This is a genomic window from Streptomyces sp. ADI95-17, assembly GCF_003846175.1.
Taxonomy (GTDB): Bacteria; Actinomycetota; Actinomycetes; order Streptomycetales; family Streptomycetaceae; genus Streptomyces; species Streptomyces sanglieri.
The window spans coordinates 521834-537625 of sequence record NZ_ML123046.1; the positions used below are offsets into that span (position 1 = coordinate 521834).

The 15792-nt window shown below is 71.1% G+C and carries 16 protein-coding genes; 7 read left to right on the top strand and 9 right to left on the bottom strand.

Annotation, left to right across the window (positions count from 1 at the left end; translation table 11 throughout):
* Positions 1 to 127: 127 nt before the first annotated feature.
* The 3 genes from EES42_RS16230 to EES42_RS16240 are packed head-to-tail and all read left to right on the top strand — an operon-like array spanning position 128 to position 2753.
* The gene (locus EES42_RS16230; RefSeq protein ID WP_124718936.1) at positions 128 to 1213 is read left to right on the top strand and encodes an NAD-dependent epimerase/dehydratase family protein; all 1086 of its coding nucleotides are present in this window, start codon (positions 128 to 130) and stop codon (positions 1211 to 1213) included.
* 32 nt (positions 1214 to 1245) lie between these two features.
* Positions 1246 to 1770 (top strand): NUDIX domain-containing protein, encoded by a 525-nt coding sequence (locus EES42_RS16235; protein ID WP_241196400.1) that lies wholly within the window; start codon positions 1246 to 1248, stop codon positions 1768 to 1770.
* Between the two features lie 5 nt (positions 1771 to 1775).
* Positions 1776 to 2753, top strand: coding sequence for a mevalonate kinase family protein (locus tag EES42_RS16240; RefSeq protein WP_124718937.1), 978 nt, complete (start codon positions 1776 to 1778; stop codon positions 2751 to 2753).
* On the opposite strand, the gene EES42_RS16245 is transcribed toward EES42_RS16240, so the two are convergent.
* The 4 genes from EES42_RS16245 to EES42_RS16260 all read right to left on the bottom strand — a co-directional run bounded on the left by EES42_RS16245 (position 2735) and on the right by EES42_RS16260 (position 6950).
* Positions 2735 to 3835, bottom strand: a complete 1101-nt coding sequence (locus tag EES42_RS16245) for a radical SAM protein (protein ID WP_124718938.1) — start codon at positions 3833 to 3835, stop codon at positions 2735 to 2737. The genes EES42_RS16240 and EES42_RS16245 overlap by 19 nt on opposite strands.
* A 67-nt stretch (positions 3836 to 3902) precedes the next feature.
* Entirely contained in the window at positions 3903 to 4724 is an 822-nt protein-coding gene (locus EES42_RS16250; protein WP_346775395.1) for a carbohydrate ABC transporter permease, read from the bottom strand.
* Between the two features lie 29 nt (positions 4725 to 4753).
* On the bottom strand, positions 4754 to 5668 hold the full coding sequence (locus EES42_RS16255; RefSeq protein WP_124718939.1) for a carbohydrate ABC transporter permease: 915 nt from the start codon (positions 5666 to 5668) through the stop codon (positions 4754 to 4756).
* On the bottom strand, positions 5658 to 6950 hold the full coding sequence (locus EES42_RS16260) for an extracellular solute-binding protein (RefSeq protein WP_124718940.1): 1293 nt from the start codon (positions 6948 to 6950) through the stop codon (positions 5658 to 5660). Before EES42_RS16260 ends, EES42_RS16255 begins: the two co-directional genes overlap by 11 nt.
* Before the next feature lie 315 nt (positions 6951 to 7265).
* Here EES42_RS16260 and EES42_RS16265 point away from each other — a divergent pair, with 315 nt between their 5' ends.
* On the top strand, positions 7266 to 8444 hold the full coding sequence (locus EES42_RS16265; RefSeq protein ID WP_241196401.1) for a serine/threonine protein kinase: 1179 nt from the start codon (positions 7266 to 7268) through the stop codon (positions 8442 to 8444).
* An 11-nt stretch (positions 8445 to 8455) separates the two neighbouring features.
* On the top strand, positions 8456 to 9205 hold the full coding sequence (locus EES42_RS16270) for an HAD family hydrolase (RefSeq protein ID WP_241196402.1): 750 nt from the start codon (positions 8456 to 8458) through the stop codon (positions 9203 to 9205).
* Here EES42_RS16270 and EES42_RS16275 read toward each other — a convergent pair.
* Positions 9153 to 10622: a N,N-dimethylformamidase beta subunit family domain-containing protein gene (locus EES42_RS16275; protein WP_164495248.1), complete on the bottom strand. Its 1470-nt coding sequence runs from the start codon at positions 10620 to 10622 to the stop codon at positions 9153 to 9155. The two genes, EES42_RS16270 and EES42_RS16275, sit on opposite strands and share 53 nt — an antisense overlap.
* A 169-nt stretch (positions 10623 to 10791) precedes the next feature.
* On the opposite strand from EES42_RS16275, the gene EES42_RS16280 reads away from it, so the two are divergent.
* Together EES42_RS16280 and EES42_RS16285 are read left to right on the top strand one after the other, a co-directional pair.
* Positions 10792 to 11652: a class I SAM-dependent methyltransferase gene (locus tag EES42_RS16280; protein WP_164495249.1), complete on the top strand. Its 861-nt coding sequence runs from the start codon at positions 10792 to 10794 to the stop codon at positions 11650 to 11652.
* Positions 11653 to 11661: 9 nt separating this feature from the next.
* Positions 11662 to 12420, top strand: a complete 759-nt coding sequence (locus EES42_RS16285) for a GNAT family N-acetyltransferase (RefSeq protein WP_124718942.1) — start codon at positions 11662 to 11664, stop codon at positions 12418 to 12420.
* Here the strand turns inward: EES42_RS16285 and EES42_RS16290 are convergent.
* The 4 genes from EES42_RS16290 to EES42_RS16305 form a co-directional block, all read right to left on the bottom strand.
* A complete protein-coding gene (locus EES42_RS16290; protein ID WP_241196403.1) occupies positions 12417 to 13514 on the bottom strand; it encodes a hypothetical protein in 1098 nt (365 codons plus the stop codon). The genes EES42_RS16285 and EES42_RS16290 overlap by 4 nt on opposite strands.
* Positions 13515 to 13599: 85 nt before the next feature.
* Entirely contained in the window at positions 13600 to 13887 is a 288-nt protein-coding gene (locus EES42_RS16295) for a hypothetical protein (protein ID WP_124718943.1), read from the bottom strand.
* A gap of 230 nt (positions 13888 to 14117) precedes the next feature.
* Entirely contained in the window at positions 14118 to 14645 is a 528-nt protein-coding gene (locus EES42_RS16300) for a GNAT family N-acetyltransferase (RefSeq protein ID WP_124718944.1), read from the bottom strand.
* Between the two features lie 77 nt (positions 14646 to 14722).
* Positions 14723 to 15751 (bottom strand): LacI family DNA-binding transcriptional regulator, encoded by a 1029-nt coding sequence (locus EES42_RS16305; RefSeq protein WP_124718945.1) that lies wholly within the window; start codon positions 15749 to 15751, stop codon positions 14723 to 14725.
* Between the last annotated feature and the right edge of the window lie 41 nt (positions 15752 to 15792).

Sequence of the window (15792 nt, forward strand, 5' to 3'; positions counted from 1 at the left end):
GCCGACGGCCCGCAAGAGTGCCGAAATGGCCCTCTGGCAGGCGGACGACGGGCCCATGGATGCTGGGCCCGGCACGCCAGGGTCCGTGAACCGCGTGCACCTCCCCCGACGCCGGAAAGAGGCTGTCATGCCTGCGTTACCCCACCTGACCACTGCCGCCGCCGAGGAGACCGTCCGCTCCCGGCTCGACAAGCTCCGCGATGCCCGCGTCGTCGTGACCGGCGGCGGCGGACTCGTCGGCAGCAGACTGGTCGCGCTGCTCCGGAGCGCCGGATGCGCCGTCACCGTCCTGGACCGCATGGACGCCTATCCCGAGTCCGGTCACGAGACCTTCGGCGTGGCGCGCAGCGGCGCCCGGCTGGTCGTCGGCGACATCCGCGACGCCGACACCGTCGGGACGCTGCTGCGGGAGGCCGACTTCGTGGTCCACGCGGCCGCCTACGCGGACGTCGCGGCCTGCACCCGGCGCCCGGACATCGCCTTCCGCGCCAACGTCGAGGGAACCCAGGTCGTCCTGGAGCAGGCCGCGCGGTTCCCGGTCCGCCGGCTCGTGCTCGTCTCCTCGGCATCCGTGTACGGCAACGGCGTGCCCGGCGTCGAGGGGCCGCAGGTCTTCCACGAGGACATGCCGCTCGACCCGGTGTCCGTGTACGCCAACGGCAAGCTCTGGGCCGAGCACCAGACCCGGCTGATGCTCGGTGCCGCCAGTGGTACCGAGTACGCGGTGGTGCGCTACTTCTCCGTGTACGGCGAGCCCCAGATCCCCAAACCGGGCAGCCACTCCTGGATGGTGCCCTGGCTCTCGCTCCAGGCGCGCCTCGGCCGGCCCATGCGGCTCAACGGCGGCGGGAACCAGGTCCGCGACCTAGTCCACGTCGACGACATCGCCGAGGCCACCGCCCTCGCCCTGACCGAGGAACAGATGGCCGGGCAGACCGTCAACGTCGGCACGGGCCGGCCCACTTCGGTCCGCGAGGTGGCCGATCTGATCGCCCCGTACTTCCCCGGATCGCGGCGGATCGTCACCCCGCGCCCCGACGGGGATCCGCTCGGCGGCTACGCCTGTGTCGAGCGCGCCCGCGAGCTGCTGCGCTGGCAGGCGCGCATCGGGGTCCGGGAGGGAGTGGACCGGTACGTGCGGTGGCTGCTGGAGACGCCGGAGGCCATGCCACGCTGGCTGGCCGAGGAGTCCGGCGATCCGGAAGAGGCGTGACACGCTGCGCGCTGACGGGCCCCATGGGGCGCATGGACTGCGACGAAGGCGACACGCACACGATGAGTTACACCGGTTCCTACATCTGGTCGTTGCGCCGGCAGGTCGGCTCCAGAACGCTGCTGGTGCCCGGCGCACAGGTGCTTCTGATCGACGCCGAGGGCCGCGGGCTGTTCCAGCAGCGCGCGGACACCGGGGTCTGGGAGCTCCCGGCCGGCTCCTGCGAGGAGGGCGGCGACTTCGCCGACGCCGCCGTCCGCGAGGTCGCCGAGGAGACCGGCCTGCGGGTGGAGCGGGAGGATCTGACGGCGTTCGGGACGCTCTCCGACCCCAAGGTGCACACCCTGACCTATCCGAACGGGGACGTGACGCACTGCTTCGCGCTCTGCTTCGTCGCCCGGCGCTGGGCGGGGGAGCTGTCGCCCGGCGCCGACGAGGTGCGGCAGGCCCTGTTCCGGCCGCTCGACGCCCCGCCCCGACCACTGCACCCGCCCACGGAGGTGGTGCTGTCCATGTACGAGAGGTTCCGCGTGGAAGGCAGGTTTCAAGCCCGGTGAACGCCATGGACCCGATACGCGCGGCGGTGCCCTGCCGGGCCTGCCTGTCCGGCGAGGACCTGGACTGGCTCGGCGGGGGCCGGTCGGTGAGTCTTGCGCTCGGCCTGATGACGACCGTGGAGACCGGCCCCGGCCCCGCGCCCCGTGAAGGGGCCGAGGACGGCTGGCAGCGGGAGGTGTGGGCGTTCCTGCGCGAGCGGCTGCCCGGACTCGGCCCGCGGCCGCCCGCCGTCACGGTACGCAGCGAGGCACCCGCGGCCAGCGGTCTGTCGTCGTCCACGGCACGGATCGTGGCGCTGTTCCGGACGTTCGCCGACGCCTCCCTCGGCGGGCGGCGCGTCAGTGACGCCACGATCACGCAGTGGGCGTACGAGTTCGAGTTCGCCGTCTTCAACGGCGGCGGCATGGACCATCTCGCGGTCGTCGAGGGCGGTGCGCTCCTCCTCGACGGCCGCGAGCGCGGGCTCCCCGTCGTACGCGACCGCCTGGAGCTCCCCGAGCGGTGGCGGGTGATCGTCGTGGACTCCGGCACCCGCAAGGACACCCGGCACCACATCCGTGACGTACGGGCGCAGCTCGCCTCCGGCGACCCCGCGCTGGCCGCCTACCGGTCGGCGACCGACGAGGCGTCCGGCCGGGTGTGGGAAGCGCTGCGCCGCCGGGACCTGGCGGAGCTCGGGGCCGCGATGACCGCCGCCCACGAGGCCATGCGGGACCACCAGCGGATGTCGACGCCGCTCCTGGAGGAGCTGCGGGCCGTCGCGCTGCGCTCCGCCGGCCTGCCGCTGAAGCTCAGCGGGGCCGGCGGGGGCGGTGCGCTGGTCGGCATCTGCCCGGCGGACGAAGCGGCGGAGACGGCGGCCCGCCTCGCGCGGGCGCTGTGCGTCTCCCATCCGGGGGCCCGGGTCGTGCCCACCACGGCGGCCCCGGGCGCCCGGCGGGAGCCGGTACCGGTGGCGGGAGGTCAGAGGAAGGGGTCGTAGTCCTGCCCGTCGGGGAGTTCGCCGGTTCCGCGGGCGATGCGCTCCAGCTCCAGGTTGGAGCGGTGGCGCGCGCAGTGGAACCGGCAGTCCCGGCTGGGGTCGACGATGCCCCGCCGGTCCGCGTCCTGCCAGATGGTGGCGAGGTCGTCGGTGACGGCGTCGCCGATCTTGGCGAGCGGATTGCCCCGGTGGTAGGAGCACACGTACACCCCGGACGGGGTGATCAGCGTGCGGAGTTCGGCGACCCGGCAGCGGTCGTACTCCTTGGGCTGGACGGCACCGACGTGGCCGCGCAGCGAGGTGAGGGTGGAGGAGTTGACGAGCTGGAAGCTCTCGCTCTCCAGCCGGGCGGCCTCGGCGAGCTGGCGGTCGACGGACTCCAGCATCTCGCCGGGGACCTGCACGATGTGGTGGTCGTCGTCGAACATGGCCTTGGTCTCGAAGTAGTCGCAGCCGATGTCATGGGCGAGTTCGGCGGCGCGCAGCACCTCGTGGTGGTTGGTCACGGTCGGCCCGCCCGGTTCCTGACGCGACATCACCAGGAAGGAGTACCCGAGGGCGCCGGTCTTCTCGGCGGCGAGCAGCCGCATGTTCTCGATCACCTTGTCGAAGACGCTGCGGCCCTTGCGGTCCGGCCGGAACAGGCCGTACGTCTCGGCGGTCCCGGCGTCGACGGAGACCCGGACCCAGGTGGCGTACCGGGCGAGCTCGGCGAGGTTCTGCCGGATCATCGTGCCGTTGGTGACGACCCCGACGGCCAGACCCGCTTCGCCGAGGATGCGTAAGACCTTACGGGTGCCGCGATGGGCGAGCGGCTCCCCGCCGCCTATGAGGACCACCGCCCGTACGGACATGGCGACGAGTTCCTCGGCGAGGGCGGCGAGCCGTTCCGGGGTGAACCGGCCCTGGTTGAGGAGCTTTCCGCTGATGCACTCGGGGCAGGCCAGGTCGCAGAACGTGGTCGGGTCGAGGTCCACGACCAGCGGCGCGGAGGAGGGTTCGCCGGCGGCGGCCTGGAGGATCCGGGGCCAGCCCGTGGGCTGGTACAGCTTGGAGACGAGGTCGAGACGGTCGTGCGTCACAGGGTTCTCCTCTGTGGGATGTACGGGTGTCGGCGCGGGTCGTGCCGGTGTCGCGGTGGGCTGTCGCTCAGCCCTTGACCGCTCCGGTGGCCAGTCCCGCGGCGATCTTGCGCTGGACGGCCAGGAAGAAGATGACGACGGGCAGGGCGGTGAGCGTGGCGCCCGCCATCAGACCGCCGTAGTCGGTGCCGAAGCTGGTCTGGAAGGAGACCAGCCAGATGCTGAGGGTCTGCTTCTCCGGGGTGGACAGCAGGACATAGACGAGGACGTACTCGTTCCACGCCTGCACCATCGCGAAGACGGAGGTCGCGACGAGCCCGGGGGCGAGCAGCGGCAGGATGATGCGGACGAAGGCGCCGAACCGGCCGCAGCCGTCGACCATCGCCGCTTCCTCCAGCTCCGCCGGGATCGCGGCGATGAATCCGTGCAGCATCCACACGGTGAACGGCAGCGTGAAGACGAGATAGACGAGGATCACGCCGCCGAGGCTGTCGGTGAGACCGGCGTCGTTGAGCAGCAGGTAGACGGGGATGATGAGGGCGGCGAGCGGGATCATCTGGACGGTGAGGATCACCACGACGAACGCCTTGCGGCCGGCGAAGCGGAAGCGGGCCAGGGCGAACGCGGCGAGGGTGCCGACCACGAGCGAGACCAGGACGGTGCCGAGCCCGATGACGGCGCTGGAGCGGACGTTGGGCCAGAAGGTCTCCGTACCCATCGCGCGGGCGAAGTTGCCGAGCGTGGGGTGGCTCGGCCAGAACTCGGGCGGCAGGCTGAGGATCTCGGTCGCGGGCCGGAACGCGGTCAGCACCATCCAGTAGACGGGGAAGCCGAGGAGGGCGGCCACGAGCAGTCCCAGGAGGTCGTAACGGCGTCGGGGCCGCCGCACGGCCGTCGCTCCTCGTCCTTTCCGTGCGCTCATTCCGCCTCACCCAGCCTCAGCATCTGCCGCAGGTACACGACGGCACCGGCGAGCAGCAGTACGACGGTGACCAGGGCGATCGCGGCTCCGGTGCTGTAGCGGTTGACGGCGAACGACTCGATGAAGGAGTAGACACCGAGCAGGTAGTACTCACGCTCCGGCTGACCGCCGCGCATCAGCCAGATCTGGTTGAAGACACCGAAGTCCCAGATCGCCATCAGCGTGGTGACCATCACGAAGAGCGGCTTGATCGCGGGGAAGGTGACGTAGCGGAAGAGCTGGGACGGGCGGGCGCCGTCGATCAGGGCGGCCTCCTCCAGTTCCGGCGGGATCTGGGTCAGGGCCGCGTGCAGGCTGACGGCGGCGAACGGCAGCGCGCCCCAGACGACCACCGCGGTGATCACGGCGAAGCCCTGCCAGGGGTCGGTGAACCAGTTGTGCCGGGCGAGGTCGATGCCGGGCAGCGTCGACATGAGCCAGTTGACGAGCCCGTAGTCCGCGTCGAAGAGCCAGCGGAAGATGGCCGCGGCGACCATCACCGGCATCGCCCACACCGCGACGAGCACACCGGCGAGGACCGCCCGCACCCATGGCGAGGTCCGCCGCATCAGCAGCGCGACGATCAGGCCGAGCGCCATGGTGAGGGAGACGCAGACGACGGTGAACAGGGCCGTGCGGGCCACCACCGTCCAGAAGAACCCGTCGCCGAGGATCGTCCGGAACTGTCCGAGACCGGCCCAGGGCGGTGCCGCACCGCTGAACAGCTCCTTGCGGGTCATGTCCTGGAAGGCCAGGGTCACCATGTCGACCAGCGGGTAGCCGAGGACGACGAGCAGGGCCAGGAAGGACGGGGCGATCAGCAGATAGGGCAGGCGGGGGCGCGGCCTTCGTCCGGCCGGATCAGCGCTCATTGATCACCGCGTCGATCCTGCGGTCCGCCTCGCGCGCGGCGTCCCGCACGGACGCCTTTCCGGTGGCGATGCGCTCCAGCATCTCGGGCAGCACATTGGACTTCTCCGCCGAGGTCCAGCCGGGGGCGAGCGGGGTGACCCAGCCGCGCGCCGCGGCCTGGGCGGCCGGACCGTTGATCCCTCCGGCGGCGACATCGGCGAGCTGCACGGTGTTGTTCGGGAGGGTGTTGGCGGCGATCAGCTTCCGCTGCGACTCGCCGTCGGTGAACACACGGATCCAGTCGGCGGCCAGCTCCTGGTTCCGCGACTTGGCGGGCACGGCCAGGGTGGAGCCCCCGAGGAACGGCGGAAGCAGCTTCCCGGACGGGCCGGGGAGGGCGAAGGTGGCGAACTTGCCCTTGAGGCGCGGGTCGCCCCCGGAGCGGGCGTCGGCGGCGGCCTGCGCCTCCCAGGTGTTGCCGTAGAAGACGCCGACCTTGCCCTGCCCGACGACGGCCGGCTGGTCGCCGTTGTCCTTCGCCCGGTCGCCGACGTAGTAGTCGTCCAGGAGCTTCTTCCAGGCGGTGAGCCCGGCCACGGACTTCGGCGAGGAGAGGGCACCCTGCCAGCGGCCGTCCTTCTCCACCGCCATCTCACCGCCCGCGTCCTTGACGAAGGCCATGGCAGCGGACCAGTAGCGGCCGGGCATGTAGAGGGCCGAGAAGCCGTGGTCCTCGCTACCGTACTTCGCCTTGAGCCGGTCCAGGCCGGAGATCAGCTCGGGGTAGGTGCGCGGGGCGCGGGTGATCCCGGCGCCCTTGAAGTAGTCGGTGCGGTAGACACCGACACGAGCTCCCGCGTAGTACGGCACGCAGTACGTCCGGTTGTCGTGGCGACAGGCGTCGGCGAGCGCGGGCAGCCACTGCCCGGACCGCTCGAAGGTCTTCGGGTCCAGCGGTGCGAAGGCGTCGTTGACGATGTAGTTGGTGGTCTCGCTGTTGCCCATCTCCACCACGTCGGGCACGTTCCGGCCCGCGAGGACGGCGTCCAGCTTCTGGTTCTTCGTCGTCCACTGCTGGTACTGGACATCGACCTTCACGCCCGGGTGCTGCTTCGCGAACCGCTGGTTGGCGGAGGCGACCATCTCCGGCCAGCTCTCGCGGGCGTCCACGGTCAGCCACACGGTCAGATCGCCGCCCGAGCCACCGCCCGGCGCGCCGCCCTCTCCCGAGCTGCACCCCACCACCGTGAGCAGCAACAGGGCTCCCAGGATCCCGGATCGGCGGGGCAGACGCAGTGTCATGGATTCCTCCGTGCGGGATTCATCGAGACGTTCGGGACTCGGGCGACGGTCTTCTCACTACCCCGCGGACCGGAGCTCCCCGCCGCGACACGGAGTTTCGGCCGGAAGACAACGGTGTGCTTCCCACGAAGGGCCCAGCGTCCCTGCGCTGCGCTGCGCCGATGCCGGAGGCCGCCCGGGGGACGGGGGGCCGCACTCAGGCCACAGTGACGTGAATGCCTCGGTGAGTAGCCGAGTGGCTCTTGACGGTGACGGTGTGCTGCCCGCAGTTTGAGCCTCTGCGGCACTCCACGACCCCGATCGAAGGGCTTGTACGTGACCGAGCAGACGACCACCGTGTCCGACACCTCCGCCCCCGCCGGCTCCGAGCGCCCCGTGCGGGTCAACGCATGGAACGGCTGGGATCCCCTGCGGCATGTGATCGTCGGCCGCGCGGAGGGCACCGTGGTGCAGGCCCCCGAACACGCGGTGCGCCGCGACTACCCCGACGACGGCTTCCCGCTGGGGACGTACGGTCCGATGCCGGCGGACATGGTGGCCGAGGCCGAGCAGCAGCTGGACGACTTCGCGGACATGCTGCGACGGCGCGGCGTCCGGGTGGACCGACCCACCCCGGTCGACTTCACCCAGGAGGTGTCCACGCCGGAGTGGACGCACGACTCGATGTTCGGCTGCATGCCGCCCCGGGACCTGCTGCTCACGGTCGGCAACGAGGTCCTCGAAGCGACCATGTCGTACCGCAGCCGCTGGTTCGAGTACCTGTGCTATCGGCCGGTCCTGCAAAGCCTGTTCGACGCCGACGACCGGATGCGCTGGGAGGCCGCGCCCAAGCCGCGGCTCACGGACGCCTCCTACAAGACCGGGTTCTGGGACACGTACAACGACCTGCCGACCGAGGAGCAGTTGGCCAGGGTCCGCGACTACGATCTGGTGCTCACCGAGGCGGAGCCGCTCTTCGACGCCGCGGACGTGGCGCGGTTCGGCAAGGACCTCTTCGTGCAGCTGTCGTTCGTCACCAACAGGAGCGGCTACGAGTGGCTGCGCCGCCACTTCCCCGACCACCGGGTGCACGCGGTGACCTCGACCAACACGCATCCGCTGCACATCGACGCGACCTGGGTGCCGCTGCGGCCCGGCCTCGTGCTGCACTGCGGAGAGCGGCTCGCGGACGCCGAGCTGATGGAGTTCTTCAAGCTCAACGACTGGGAGATCGTGGAGGCCGTGCAGCCGGCCAGCTGGGATCATCCGCCGAAGCTGTCCTTCTGCAGCCCCTGGCTCGCCGGGAACATGCTGAACCTCGACGAGAACACGCTGTGCGTGGAGGAGAAGGAGGTGCGGCTCGCCGAGCAGCTGTCCTCGTACGGGTTCGAGATCGTGCCGGTGCCGTTCCGGGCGGTCGGGCCGTTCGGCGGCGGGCTGCACTGCGCGACCGTAGACATCGAGCGGGACGGCACCATGGAGGACTACTTCCCGCACCGGTACGGCCGGTTCTAGGCGAATCCGCGGTGGTCACGGACGGGATCGGCGCGGTCGTCCTCGACTTCTACGGGACGCTCGTACGGATGGTGGAACCGCTGCCGCCGGACCACCGCGGCATCTTCGCCCGCCGGGGCCTTGCGGCACAGGGCGAACTCTGGGGCGACCAGTGGTCGGTGGGCCCCGGCGAGGGCGAGGAACACGCCGCGCACTCGGCCGACGAGACGGCGTACGTGACGTGGGAGCGCGACCGGCTGCGGCGCCGGGCGCGGGCCTGCGGTGTGCCGGAGGCCGAGCTCGAAGGCCTGGTCGCCGAACTCGACCGGGCGATGAAGGCGGTTCGGCTCGACCTCTACCCGGACGTGCCCGGGGTGCTCGCGGAGCTGCGGGCCCGGGGCCTGCTGATCGGGGTGTGCTCCAACTGGTTCTGGAACCTGGAGGAGTGTGTCGCGGCGGTGGGGATCGGCGGGGCCGTGGATGTGGTGGTGGGCTCCGCGCAGGCGGGTGCCCGCAAGCCGCATCCGCTGATCTACCGCACGCTGGTGGAGCGTTGCGCGCTGCCGGCGGACCGGGTGCTGTTCGTCGGGGACATGTGGGTACCCGATGTGCTCGGTCCGCTGACGGCGGGGATGCGGGCGGTGCACCTGTGGCGGCCCGACCGGGCGGTCGACGGTGTAGCGCCGCCCCTGCCGGAGGGGGCGGCGCGGATCACCGGCCTGCGGGAGCTCATCCCGGCAGTGGACTCCGGTGGCGGAGACGGTCGAGGAGGTTCCGGGTGACACGGACGACGGCCGGGTCCTGTTCGAGTCCGCAGACCACGGGCCAGTCCGTGGTACCCGCGGTGAAGACGGTGCCGCCGGCGGTGTAGAGGCCCATGGTCGCGGCACGCGGGCTGCTGATGGACGGTTCGCGCACGGGACCGTTCCAGTGACCCCATTTGAAATGATGGAAGTCCTCGTGCACCGGTTCGAGGACGTGAATTCCGAGAATGAGGAAGGAGTCCGGAGTTCCGTCCTCCCCGGTGGCACGGGCGATTCCGCTCTCGTCGTACGAGAACGCGGCTCCGTCGCATTCGTATCCGATGAGAGGCGTTCCCGATCCAAGCCGGTCCGCTGTTCCCCCGTCGGATCCGTCGCGCAATCCGGTGCCTTCGAAGATCCAGTGATCGGCGTGCTGCACGGTGTATCCGACGCGGGGCCGGTCGCCGGGCCATTCGGTGGCGGGCCACATTCCACCGTTCCGGAAACTCACCCCGGTGAGCGCGTTCTCCGGATTGCCGACCCCGTCGGGAACGGGCGCCCACCACTGGTCGGTTGCGGGCAGGTGGGGATATTCGTCGCCGACGTGGTGATCGGTGTCCGAGACGAAAGCGGTGTTCCGGTCGGTCGGATGCACCCGCCACCAGCAGGCGTTGGCACTGAGAAAGGCGATGTTCCCGCCGTCGTGGACGAATCGCTCCGCGTGGGTGCGCATGGCCGCGCTCCAGTATTCGTCGTGCCCGACACTGAGCAGGAGGTCGTACGAGGAGAGCAGCCCGGGGTCCTCGTGCAGGTCGAGGTCGGTGCAGTACTCGACGGGGTAGCCGTGGCGTTCCAGCCAGGCCACGAAGGGCGCGTCCCAGTAGGCGAGGTCGATCACGCCTCCGGGGCGGTGCAGGCTGACCTTGTGACCTCGGGGTTCACCGTCACCGCCGGCCCGGTGGACGGGATGGTCGTAGAGGCTGACGGCGCGATCCAGGCCGGGCCGGTCGGAACGGTTGTAGGCGTGCCGGGTGAAGGTGGACTTCTTGTAGAGGATGCGGGAACGGCTGCCGGGGGTGCGGGGGCGTACGACGAAGAACTCTCTGGCGTGCCCTTCGAGCTGCTCCGCGCCGAGGAGGGGAGGATTCCCGGGGCGGCCCGGGCCGCATTCGATGAATTCGACCAGATGGATTCCCGGCTGCCAGTCCTCCGGTACGGGAAGGGCGAGCGGCGGCCAGTCCCAGTCGTCGGCGGGCGAAGCGAGCCCGGGTAATCCGTCGGGATGGTCGGGCGGGGTGTGCCGGGTGCCCGCATGCTCCCCGGATTCCCCGACGGGTATGAGTTCCCGGCCGAGCCGGTAGAAACGAAGACGGAACCGTGGGGCGTCGGTGGAGAGATGGAGTGTCATTTCCCCGCCGACGGCGACGCTTTCACGTCCGAGATATCCCTCAATCATGCCGCTCATGCTAGGGAGTCGTCACGGGGGCGACAACGGTGCTGTCAACCGGCCATTCCGTGCCCTGTTTTCGGACACGGCGAGTGGGGCGAGATTTTCTGTCCCACCTTCTGGGTAGGGCGGATCCGGAATAAGGCACGGGCCGTCCGTCGACCGGTGAGGGGCTCGCATGAGCAATGAATTCCGCGGTGAATTCCGTGTACGGGAACTGGTGCTGGGGATCGAGGGGCTCGCGCTGCTGCGCCACGCCGTGGACGGTGACGGGAAATTCCTCCAGGAACGGGTGGCGGAGATCCGCCGCTTCGCCCTCGACGAGGAGAAGCTTCCGGACGGCGGGGCTCTGGTCAGCGAGCTCGACGCGGCGGCGGGCTACGCGTCCTGGTCGGCGGTGTACGACTCGCTGCCCAGCTCGTACATCGAGGTGGAGGAGCCGGTCGTCCGCACGATCCTGGACGGGATCGCACCGGGAGCGGCCCTCGACGCCGCCTGCGGCACCGGCCGCCAGACCCGGGCGCTGACCGCCTCCGGTCACCGGGTCATCGGCGTCGACCAGTCGCCGCAGATGATCGCCAAGGCCCGCGAGCACGCCCCGGACGCCGAGTTCCGCGTGGGACACCTGGAACGTCTGCCGCTCGACGACGACTCCGTCGATCTCGCCGTCTGCTCGCTGGCCATGACGCACCTTCCGGACCTTGCCCCCGCCGTGGCGGAGCTGGCCCGGGTGGTCCGGCCGGGCGGGCGGATCGTCGTCTCGGACATGCACCCGTTCGTGATCGCGCTCCAGGGACAGTGTCTCTTCGTGCACGGCTCCGAGGAACTCGCCTTCGTCCGCAACCACGTCCATCTGCCGAGCCGCTACCTGGAGGCGTTCGGACAGGCGGGGCTGCGGGTGCGCGGCTGCCACGAGCCGCTGTTCAACGGGCGTCTCGCGCCCGGTGGTTACGAGGAGTTCATCGCGGACGCGGCCCGTGCCGCCTGGGACGGTCTCCCGATCGTCGTCGTCTGGGACGTCGAGGTCCCCGCCCGGTAAGGAGGCACCATGGCCCTGGCACTGGTTCGTCACTCGGAACGGCCCGAGCTGTGGGACCGCATCCCCGAGCGGTTCGCCGGCGTGGTGCCCGAGTACAACCTGCACGGAGACATCAACGGCGACTACTGGAACCGGCTGTTCGACGATTTCCCGGAGTTCCAGTTCGTCCTGTACGACGACGAGCACGACACGATCGTCGGGGCCGGCCGCTCGCTGCCCCGCACCTGGGACGGCACCGCGGCGGACCTCGGTCCGGGCCTGGACGACTCGATCGCGCGGGCCTTCGCGGACCGCGACGCCGGGCGCGCCCCGGACGCGCTGTGCGCGCTGGGCATCGAGGTCGCGGAGGACCATCAGGGCCGGGGGCTGTCCAAGGTGCTGCTCGACGCGATGTCGGACACGGCACGGCGCGCCGGTCTCGCGACGGTCCTGGTACCGGTGCGTCCCACCTGGAAGGAGCGGTATCCACTGGTGCTGATCGAGCGGTACGCGGCGTGGACCCGGGACGACGGCACCCCGTTCGACCCGTGGATCCGGACCCAGGTGGGCGCGGGCGGCACCCTCGCGGCGGCGTCCGGGCGTTCCTCGCGGATCACTGGGACGGTCGCCGAGTGGGAGAGCTGGACGGGCCTCGCCTTCCCGGAGGACGGGGAGTACGTCTTCCCCGGTGGTCTCGCACCGCTCCGGGTCGACCGGGCGCGGGATCTGGCCGCGTACTGGGAACCCGGAGTGTGGATCACGCACCGGGCCGGGGACCGGCGGCCCTAGGAGAGACCCTCGCCCGCGCGGACAGCGGTCCACGCGAGCGCGGCCATCGCACGGACCTCGTCCGGGCCCGCCTCGGGGCGGCGTTCGGGCGGGAGTCCGGCGGGTCCGGCGGTGGCCACGGCGGAGTGCCGCAGTCGGTCGAGCGCGTCGGCGGGTACCCCCTCCGGGTGCGGCCCCAGGCGGCGCGATGCATGGACGGCCTGCCGTCCGAGCAGCAGACAGTGGGTCCACAGCTCCTCCGCGAACGCGCCGCCGAAGGACCGGGCCACCTCCGCCGCGAGGTCCTCCGGCAGATGCGCGGCCCGCGCGGCGCGGACCGTGTCCTCCGTGAGGCCGGTCGCGGGCAGGGCGTCCCGCCAGCGGTGGTGGCCGCGCCCGCCGTCGGCGCCGTGCTCCTGTCCGACGAGCCGGATGTAGCCCTCCCCATACCGCATGTACGGGATCCAGCCCGGCTCCTCCAGTACGCGGCCCCGGTCCAGCAGAGGTGCGGCGTCCGCGGCGGAGGTGGGACAGACGGCGAGACGGATGCCCTGGGCGGCATGGTCGTTGATGCTGGTCGTCCCGATGTGCTCGACGATGTTCGGTACGGCGAGCAGGCTCATCCGGCCACGCCCCCGGAAGAAGACGGAGAGCAGCTCGTCGTCATGGCGCTCGGCGCTGTCACGGGCGTAGGCGCGGAACGCGGCGGCGCTCCGGGCCGGCAGACAGACAGCGAGGGACGGCGTGAACTCGTCGGGGACGGCCCGTACCCAGGAGGCACCGGCGAGGGCGGCGAGACGGGCGGCGGCGCCGTTGCGGGCGTGCCAGTTGGTGTAGAAGACCAGCGCCTCGTCGGGGAACCGGGTGGCGGCGTTGGTGACGATCTCCAGGAGCTCGGCAGGGGCGTCGACATCGTCCTGGACGACGAGGTGGTGGCTGGCCTCCGGGGCAGCGGCCGACCAGGCAACCAGAGCGGTGCGCAGGGCGGAGGGCGGGCCCTCCGGGGCGGGGTCGAGGGCGAGGCCGTCCAGCCGCAGCCGGTCAGCGAGGTCCTGGGCCTGAGCGAGTCGTACGGGGTGGGTCATGACGGCCGAACTCACTTGAGGCTTGGTCACACTGCGCTCCTCGGCAGGGGTGGTCGTCGGTCATGGTCGCAGAGCGCGGACGGACGGGCCTCGGTGTACCGGGAGTTTGGCCGGATCAGTAGCGGTGGCGAGTGTTCCAGTGGGAACGGGCAACAGGCTCACCATCGGTGGAATAACGAACGGCGCGGTGGCGGCGGGGGCCAGGAGTGCTGTCGCCGGGTGCGTCCGGGGACCGGCGGTTGCCGAGGAGCAGGCCGAGGACGATGAGCCAGCACAGGCCGATGACGGCATCGGCGTACACCGTGACAGCGAGCGGAAGGGCGGCGCCGTGCACGGCCGTCACCGCGACCGCCGAAAGACCGGTCCCTGCGGCGAGCACCAGGTACCTCAGGGGTCGCCACACTGTGAGCACCTCTCGTCCGTCGCACCGCTTCCCCCAAGTGAACGGCAGACCGACGAACACTGTGACGGCCCATTCCGGACAGGCTGTTTCCGCCAAGTCGTCGGGGTACTCCGGCGTCGGGACCGGTGGGCCCGCACTGTCTCCGGTCGTCGGGCTCTCCGCGGCCCACACCCACGACAGCCGGCGCCCCAAGCCCGTGGTGGCCGGTCTCCGACCGGGAACCGGGCGGCTCAGCCGAGGCTGTCACTCGATGTGGAGTCGCGGATCATGCGCACGTTGGGCAGCCTTCCCCGCCAGATCTCCCGTTCACCCGTGGCCTTGAATCCGTAGCGCTCGTAGAAGCGGACCGCGCGCTCGTTGTACTCGGTGACCCACAGGCGCATGGGTGCGCTTCCCGCCCAGGCCAGGAATTCGCTCATCATTCGCCCCCCGACACCTTTGCCCTGAGCCTCGTCCAGTAGATACATCGGCCCGAGGACGACCATGTCGTCCCGGCGGCCGCAGAGGAAACCGACGATCTCCGTACCGGAGCGGACGACACGGCAGAACAGCAGGTCCGGCCGTTGCTTCGCCGCCACTATGAACTCCCGCCACTGAGCGATCCCTTCCTCGGTGGCGGAGGAGCCCCGGTGCTCGCGTATCCATCTCTCGTCAATCCCCGCCTCCTCATGGGGATACGTCTGCAGCCAGGCCCTCAACTGCACAGGCCCCAGGGACTCGGCGTCCTCGGTTCGGGGGGCTTCGATCACGTGGGTCATGGCGGCCTTTCTCGACGATGCCCGCGAGAACCTCGCACGGCTCTCATTGGCTTCGGCCCCGCCGCGCGGGGCCGCCGTCACCGATGCGGCGTGCTGCCGCGCACGACCGGCTCCGCGGGTAGCAGCAGCCCGCTCGCCGGGACGGCGGCGGGGTCCTCGACGGCGGTGATCAGCCGGTCGACGAGGGCGTGGGCGATGGCGGCCAGGGGCAGGCGCGCGCTGGTGAGGGCGGGCTGGAGCAGTGTGCAGAGCGGGATGTCGTTGAAGCCGGTGACGGCGACGTCGTCGCCGACGGCGAGGCCCGCGGCGCGGACGGCCTGGTAGGCGGTCACGGCGAGCCAGTCGGTCGCGCAGACCAGGGCGGTCGGGCGGTCGGGGCCGGTGAGCAGGCGCTGGACGGCATGGGAGAGCGCGGCGGGGTCGTCGTCGGGGACACCGACCTCGAAGGCTCCGTCGGGGGCGGCGGCCGCGGCGTGCAGGAAGCCCGCCCTGCGGTCGGCGAGCCAGGGCAGGGACGCGGCGGAGTTGAGGTAGCAGATCCGGCGGTGGCCCTGGTCGAGCAGGAGTCCGGTCAGGGCGGCGGTGGCGGCGGTGGAGTCGATGTCCACCCAGTTCTGCGGGCGGCCGGGGGCGGTGCGGCCGAAAGCGGCGAACGGGAAACCGGCCTCGGTGAGCACATCGACGCGGGGGTCGTCGTGGATGACGTCGGAGAGGACGAACCCGTCGACCTGGCGGGCCGCGATCAGGCCGTTGAAGGACCTGGCGACCGCTCCGGCGCCCTGCTGCGGGTCGGAGCGGAACACCAGGATGCGGTGGCCCACTGCGTCGGCCGCGGTCACCAGCGCCTGGAGGAAGCCGCCCATCAGCGGGTTGGGGTCTGCGGGGTTGTCGGTGGGGGCGGGATAGCCGATGACCTTGCGGGTTCCGGTGCGCAGGCTGCGCGCGGACTGGTCGGGCTGGTAACCGAGTTCGTCGATGGCCGCGGTGACCCGGGCGAGGGTGGTGGCGCGCAGCCGGTGGGGTGCGTTCAGGGCGTTCGAGACGGTCTGGCGGGAGACTCCGGCCGCGTGTGCGACATCCTCGATGGTCACCTGTCGAGCGGTCATCGTTCCTCTGTGGTCGGCGGGCTGGGGGCGGCCGGTGGCCG